Annotated in this window: 4 protein-coding genes and 2 pseudogenes; all 6 read left to right on the top strand. The window is 58.8% G+C overall.

The window, feature by feature from the left end; translation table 11 throughout:
• The first annotated feature begins 1183 nt into the window (after nucleotides 1-1183).
• On the top strand, nucleotides 1184-1909 hold the full coding sequence (locus AB0313_RS21905) for a GntR family transcriptional regulator (protein ID WP_366308426.1): 726 nt from the start codon (nucleotides 1184-1186) through the stop codon (nucleotides 1907-1909).
• Between the two features lie 152 nt (nucleotides 1910-2061).
• A pseudogene (locus AB0313_RS21900) lies at nucleotides 2062-2405 on the top strand (IS110 family transposase); the annotation flags it as partial.
• Between the two features lie 435 nt (nucleotides 2406-2840).
• Nucleotides 2841-3617 carry an electron transfer flavoprotein subunit beta/FixA family protein gene (locus tag AB0313_RS21895; protein ID WP_366308424.1) on the top strand — a complete coding sequence of 259 codons (777 nt, stop codon included), beginning with the start codon at nucleotides 2841-2843 and terminating at the stop codon, nucleotides 3615-3617.
• 12 nt (nucleotides 3618-3629) lie between these two features.
• On the top strand, nucleotides 3630-4613 hold the full coding sequence (locus AB0313_RS21890; RefSeq protein ID WP_366308422.1) for an electron transfer flavoprotein subunit alpha/FixB family protein: 984 nt from the start codon (nucleotides 3630-3632) through the stop codon (nucleotides 4611-4613).
• 563 nt (nucleotides 4614-5176) lie between these two features.
• Nucleotides 5177-5968 (top strand): annotated as a pseudogene (locus AB0313_RS21885) (cytochrome b/b6 domain-containing protein); the annotation flags it as partial.
• A 540-nt stretch (nucleotides 5969-6508) separates the two neighbouring features.
• Complete coding sequence (gene panD, locus AB0313_RS21880; RefSeq protein WP_366308420.1) at nucleotides 6509-6928, top strand: aspartate 1-decarboxylase; 420 nt, start codon at nucleotides 6509-6511, stop codon at nucleotides 6926-6928.
• Nucleotides 6929-7096: the final 168 nt, after the last annotated feature.

The following is a 7096-nucleotide window of genomic DNA, read 5'->3' as shown; positions in this document are numbered from 1 at the left end:
GACACGCAACTCCAACCTCGACTGGGCAGACGCCAAGGCATAACAGCGCCATGAAGAGGATTCAAGGCACCAACCGCGGAAACGACAAACCGCTCGCATCACAAAAGAGTGGAAAGCGCGGCGCACGGGTTGGGAACTCGTGGGGCAAGGGCTATGCAACCTCCTCACCAACGGCCAACGCCAATGGACGGTTCAGAGGTCGAAGTCTTTGCGCCAAGGTGCTGGCGACCGGCTTCGCTGTGGTGTCTTATTATGTCCGCCGAGGGGTGGCAGCTTACACAGAATTCGCTCATGACTACTTGAACCTCGTTGCGGGCCAGTAGTCCTCCAGCTCGGGCGGGGCGGACGAGTTCCTATCATTTACCGCGATCGACACGTGCCGCCGACACCAACGACCTCAGTACCAAGATCGAGGAGGCGTTTTCGCGCTTCCGCGCAGGGAAGCTCCTCTTGAACATCGGGGGTTTGGTGGTAGCTTTCTTCTTCCGCACACAACCGGGAGCCATTGGGCCGGGCAACACATCCACCAGATTGCTAACAGAACGCGTTCCGGGCGTTTCGATAAAGCAGCTCGCTGTCCAGTCCTAAACAATACGTCCTCGGGCCTGCCCCGCCAATCGTCCGCTAGGTCCAGGTCGTAGGAGTTATGAGGACTTCGACTTGGTCATGAAGGCAGTGCAGTGCCAACTCCTGATCGACGAAGGAACCGCGGCTGCTTCCGCATCTTAATGGCGCGGTCCTTATCCGTGGGCAACCACGAGAAAAGCTGTGGATACCATGCTCACCGCTGCGGAGCCCGTAGCTGCAGACGTTGCGGCTTGGAGTCGACGAAGCCGATCAGATACCCGAGTAAAAAGCTTCTTTCAAAGCCCAGGAAGCATCTCCTGGCCCATGGAGGGCTTTTTGCTGTCCGCCGTCAATCTCATGAGCGCTATATCACGATCATGTTGACAGCGATGGTCGAAAAGTGAGCCGTTTCGCGGGCGTGGCATCTAGTGGTCGTTGCAACAGGAGGGGCTGTGGCGCCGCTGGGGGGCCACCGGGGGCAGGTTGCCGAGTCCAACGTGTCGCACAAGTCCGCTCCTGTTGCTTAGGTCGAGCGCGAATGACTACTCTCGCTGCTCCACCCAAGCCGCATGCTTTATACTAAGGATAATATTTACTATGGCTCAGGAGAATGCACATGTCTGCCCCTCTTCTCATTTCGTGGCCAGAGCGTACATCCAAGCGCCGGGCGCTGCCTGAGGAAGTCGCTTCCTATGTGCGTGAGCTCATCGTGTCGGGCACCGTTAAACCCGGCGAGTTTCTCCGCATGGAACCCCTCGCCGAGGCCGTTGGAGTCAGCAACACCCCGGTTCGGGAAGGCCTGCTGTTGCTCCGCAGTGAAGGCTTTGTAAGACTGGTTCCGCGTCGTGGATTCGTCGTGGCTCCCTTTACGCCGCAAGATGTGCGGGATCTTTTCTGGGCTCAGGCTCAGCTTGGCGGTGAGCTGGCTGCGAGGGCGGCGGAGAAGATTACCCCCGAGGGCATCGAACGGCTGGAAGACTTACTCGGGTCGTACGAAGCGGCAGTCAGGGAGAATAATCGCCGAGCAATTGCCGACCTGGGGCATGCCTATCATCGCGAGATCAACTTGACTGCAGACTCTCACCGCCTTGCCCTTCTCCTGAGTTCCGTGGTGAAACACCTTCCGAACCGTTTTTACGCCACCATCGAAGGTCAGGTCACCGCCTGCCGAGTCGAACACCCTATGGTCGTTGAGGCTTTGAGGGCAGGCGACGCCTCTCGGGCGCGTTCACTGATGGAGCAACATATCGCTAAGGGAGCAGATCGACTCATCGAAACGCTTGCTCAACGTGGAGTATGGGTCAAAGACGAGCGAACCCTCGCCGTCGTCGCCAACGGGTAATTGTCGGTACGCTCGTAGTTCTGCGGAGCTGACCTGCCACATCAGACACGAGATTAAGAAAATGCGGATCCATTGCTGGGCCCAGCCGATAAGACGGGAATACGTTTCCGCTAAGAAAGATGCTGCCTCCGGGGCGATGCGACGTTGAAGAAATAGGCGCACTGGATGAGCAACTCACAGCCAACGAGAACAAGCTGGAGAAGCTGGTGAAGGTCAGCGAGGCCGCGCCGTTGCTGGAGGAGTCGGGGTTCTGGGCGATCAGCGCTGCGAAGTGCCTCGCCGCGTCTTCCGGGAACGCTTTCCGACGCCGGTTGAACCGCGGCGGTGACTGATCTCTCAACAGTGCCTTACACGTGGTCGCGATCGTCAGGATGACCCCTGACGGCAGAACCCGTGAGTGTGTGGAGAAGCGACGCGCCGAGGGTCGGAGGGACAAGGAAATCCGTGGTGCATCAAGCGCTACCTGGCCCGTCGCGTCTACCGGACGCTCAGCGCGGCGCGATATATGCGACAAACATGGCTCGAAAGACACAGAAGCGATCACGGAAACGCCAAGGCCCTCGACGTGGCCTGCTTTCCGACGGTCACCGACAGTTGCCCTCCAATTCGCATTGGGAAGTGGCCGGCCGTAGAAGACGAGGGCAGTTAGTGATGCGGGCACTGTTCGGATGGACAACTTGGCGTTCGATCCACTGACGCGGCCCTGCCGCTCCTCGGCTCGACTTCGGCCATGATGCTAGACACGCCTATTCAAAGCATGCATAATATATTTTAAATATTTCGAGCAGTTTGATTGGGCCGCCTGGCTTGGGCGATGGTGTGGGCGAAACCCAAATAAGCAGAGGCTTAGTGGAAGCAACCGAACCACCAGTTCCAATCCTTTCTACTTTGCAATCACGGCTCGAAACCACGCGATGGGAGTGTTGTATCGATGAGAATCGCAGTCTTGCTGAAGGAAGTTCCGGACACCTACGGTGAGCGGAAGCTGGACCTGCAAACGGGACTGGCTGACCGAGGCGCGACTGATGCCGTCCTCGACGAGATCGGGGAGCGCGCGCTGGAGGTGGCGCTTACTTATGCCGATGAGCATCCAGGAACGCAAGTGACAGTTGTCTCCATGGGGCCAGAGACGGCCGTTTCGTGCTTGCGCAAAGGCTTGGCTATGGGTGCCACCGACGCTATGCACATAGTTGATGACGGTTTGCTCGGAGCTGACCTCAGCCTCACCGCAGAAGTGCTCGCAGCGGCGCTCAAGCGGAATCAGTTCGACCTCGTAGTCGCCGGCAACCTCTCAACCGACGGTTCCGGCGGTGTACTTCCCGCGATGCTTGCGGAATTGCTGGCTGTGCCGCATCTGACATCCCTGAGTTCGGTCTCGATCGACGAGTCCGAAGTGAGCGGGCGACGTGCGACTGAGGTCGGTGTGGCATCAATCAAAGCGGACCTGCCTGCGGTCATTTCCGTCACGGAAACCCTTCCCCCCCCAAGGTTCCCGAATTTCAAGGGAATTATCGCGTCGAAGAAGAAGCCGTTGGCGACCCTCACACTCAATGACCTCGGGGTGGACCCAACGGATGAGTCTGCAGGACGTTCCATCGTGATTGCAGTCGGTGAGCGCCCCGCCCGGCAGGCGGGAATAAAAATCGTCGACGAGGGTGACGCGGCCGAGCGCCTCGCCGAGTATCTAGTGACCAATCGGCTCGCCTGAGGAGGAACATAAATGGAGTTCGCTAACGATTCGATACTCGTCGTCGCCGAAGTCACTGTCGACGGGGAGGTGAATTCGAATGCAGCAGGCCTGCTCGGTGCCGCCGCTTCGATCGGTACCCCTGTTGCACTCGCCGTAACCGGCTCCGGCCAGGGGGCGAACGCGGCAAAGACTCTGGGTGGCTGGGGGGCTGGCCAGGTGTTGGTTGCCGAGATAGCTGACCAGGGATCGGTTCTCACCCGCCCAGTGGTCGACGCGTTGATCGCAGCCTCGGAGATGGTCCAGCCCGAGGCAGTTTTGATCTCCAATTCCACTGAAGGTCGAGACGTCGCTGGACGATTCGCGGCACGTACCCGTTCGGGGCTGAATGTCGACGCCGTTGGTGTCGGCCGGGATGGCCAAGGAATTTTCGCCAACCACTCTGTGTATGGTGGGGCATACAACGTAGATGCAGCTGTCACCGCCGGTATCCCCGTGATAACGGTCCGACAGGGCGCCATCGACGCGCGCGCGGAAGGTGGCGAGCCAAAGCTTGTAATGCTTGACGTCCCAGTTTCGGATACGCCTGCCGCGTTTATTACAGGCGCCGAAGAAGGGACACGGAACTCGGCACGGCCAGACCTTCGCGGCGCTGCCAAGGTAGTATCCGGCGGCCGCGGCCTCGGTTCAATTGAAAAGTTCGCGCTCGTGGGAGAGCTCGCAGACTCGCTTGGAGCTGCGGTCGGTGCTTCGCGGGCGGCAGTCGATGCGGGTTACGTGCCCCAATCCCACCAGGTCGGCCAGACCGGTGTGTCGGTTTCACCGCAGCTTTATGTCGCGCTAGGAATCTCCGGAGCGATCCAACACCGAGCCGGAATGCAGACGGCTAAGACGATAGTTGCGATCAATAAGGACGCAGACGCCCCGATTTTCGAAGTTGCCGACTTTGGGATCGTGGGAGATGTGTTCACCGTGGTGCCGCAGTTGATCTCGGCACTCGAGGCACGGAAGGGGTAACAGGAGTGTCCGAGGAGGGAAACGCTCGGCGCGCTACCACGGCTCGACGCGGCCTGCCACGCCGACCAGGGGAACGGCTGCCGGAGCCGGCGACAAAGGTTGCCGACGGGACGAAGCCGCCCGCCATAAACATGCCATTGAGGGTGGCTCAAGAAACCGAGGGAACGCCTAAGCCCCGGCGCACAGGCTTACCCCGGACTGCGGCGGCTGCCGTCCCTACCTCCCTTTCTAGCGCCAGCGAAGCGAACAAAGCTGCAGACTCCGCTTCACGAACGGGCCTCTCTAGCGGCGGGCGCCGGACCGGACTTCCACGTCCCGGCCTTTACCCGCCCCAAGCCAATTCGGAACAAACGACAGCATCCCCTCCCGAAAAGCCCCCGACCTTACCCACCCAGGCTTCACGAAAAGCTTCTGCGCAGGCGCCGGAGCCGGAGCCGACATTGACTCGACCGCTCTTAAGGCGCCCAGCGGTCATCGTCTTGCTGTGCATTGGGCTGCTTTTGGCAGCTGGTGGGGCAGTGTTGTTTGCCCGCTGGTTCGTTTCGCTAGACTTCATTCAACACTTCTTGAAGCGTTACCCCGGTCAAACGGATCTTCCGCCCGGGGCTCCAGTCGGGCTGCCAGCATGGCTAGGCTGGCAACACTTCTTGAACGCGTTCTTCATTCTTTTGATAATCAGGACCGGCTGGCAGGTTCGCACCCAGAAGCGACCTCCTGCAATGTGGGTGCGCGACAACGAGGGCTTGATCAAGACCAAGAACCCTCCAAAGAAGATCAGCCTCACCCTATGGGCCCACTTGACATTCGATGCACTTTGGCTTGCAAACGGCGTGGTTTTGTTTGTTCTGCTGCTCACTACAGGCCAATGGATGCGCGTCGTGCCGACCACTTGGGAAATCTTTCCAAACGCAATATCGGCAGCACTGCAATACATCTCCATGGATTGGCCGACTGAAAACGGATGGGTTAACTACAACAGCCTCCAAGTGCTGAGCTATTTCGTCACCATTTTCATCGCCGCTCCACTGGCAGCTCTCAGCGGTGTCCGCATGTCGGGTGCATGGCCGGCCCAGGCATCGCGACTCAACCGCATTTATCCGATCGGGTGGGCCCGCGCAATACATTTTCCTGTAATGCTCTATTTCGTACTCTTTGTCATCGTGCACGTGACCTTGGTGTTTGCGACCGGGGCACTTCGCAACCTCAATCATATGTACGCTTCGGAGGATTCAGACAGCTGGGCGGGTTTCTGGATCTTCTTTGGGTCGTTCTTTTTGATGGTCGCGAGTATGTTCGCCGCTCGACCGCTTGTGCTGGCACCGATTGCCCAGCTCACGGGCAAAGTCGGACGATAACGCCGGATGTTTCTTTAGATTTCGTCTGCTCCAGCTTCTTTATACGACCGTCATATGGACCTCTGGCGCTTCGCCCTGCGATGGACGGCCAAACCCGCCGGGCACGGTACTTCAAACTCCCTGCAACCGTCCCTTATCATTCGTCCAAATACCCGTCTCACCAATTGATAGGTACTCCATGACTTTTCATCTGCAACCCGACTGGCACCGTGCCCTTGGACAGCATGTAGAGATTCGGCGTGACGGAAAACCCGTCCGCACTGGGATAGTTGAAGCGGTGATGCCCGACGCGTCTCTACTCTGGATATCAGCAGAGGGACCCAACACCCGGCAAATGCTGTCACGAGAGGACGGCTACAGCGTCTACACCCGCTATAAGTGGACCTTGCCCGTAAACCTCGAGGCAACCTCAAGAGACCGAGCGGATTGCATCCAAGTCGAAGAGAGGTGCATTAACCCGACTACTTTGCAGGCTCTCCAAGCCACCGAGTCAGCTCGGGTCAGACCCTGACGAAACATCCACAACGCCAGGAGACAAGCATGAACCGCACAATGTTCAAGTCCAAGATTCACCGCGCCACAGTCACGCACGCAGATCTCCACTATGTTGGGTCCATCACCATCGACTCCGAACTGCTCGAAGCTGCAGACATCCTTCCCGGCGAACAGGTTGCCGTTGTTGATGTGACAAATGGGGCCCGCCTCGAGACCTACGTCATAGCAGGCGAACATGGATCGGGCGTCATCAGCATCAATGGCGCGGCCGCCCACCTCGTCGACGTCGGCGACCTGGTCATCATCATCACCTACGCCTCGATGGGCGACGAAAAAGCTACGACCTTCGTTCCATCGGTTGTGCACCTCGACGACAGCAATAACATCATTGCATGCAGCACTGACCCCGCCATCGGTCTGCCCCCAGGAACACGGACACCGCCCTTCGCGGTTAGAAAATCCTGATGGCTCCCAGTGCCGAATGTAAGCAGCTGCCGTGGCCCCAACACCAGTTGCGTCTAGGCCTCGATCCACTGATGTGTCAATGGCCATTAATTTCTGCCCACGGGCGGCCAGTTAATGTGCCCGCTGGTGGCCAGTAAAACTGCCCGGTGATGGCCAACAGATCTGCCC

The organism is Pseudarthrobacter sp. NPDC080039 (assembly GCF_040702335.1).
In the GTDB taxonomy this organism is placed as follows: domain Bacteria; phylum Actinomycetota; class Actinomycetes; order Actinomycetales; family Micrococcaceae; genus Arthrobacter; species Arthrobacter enclensis_A.
Note: the sequence above shows the minus strand (reverse complement) of the source record. Positions and strands in the feature narration are given on the sequence as shown.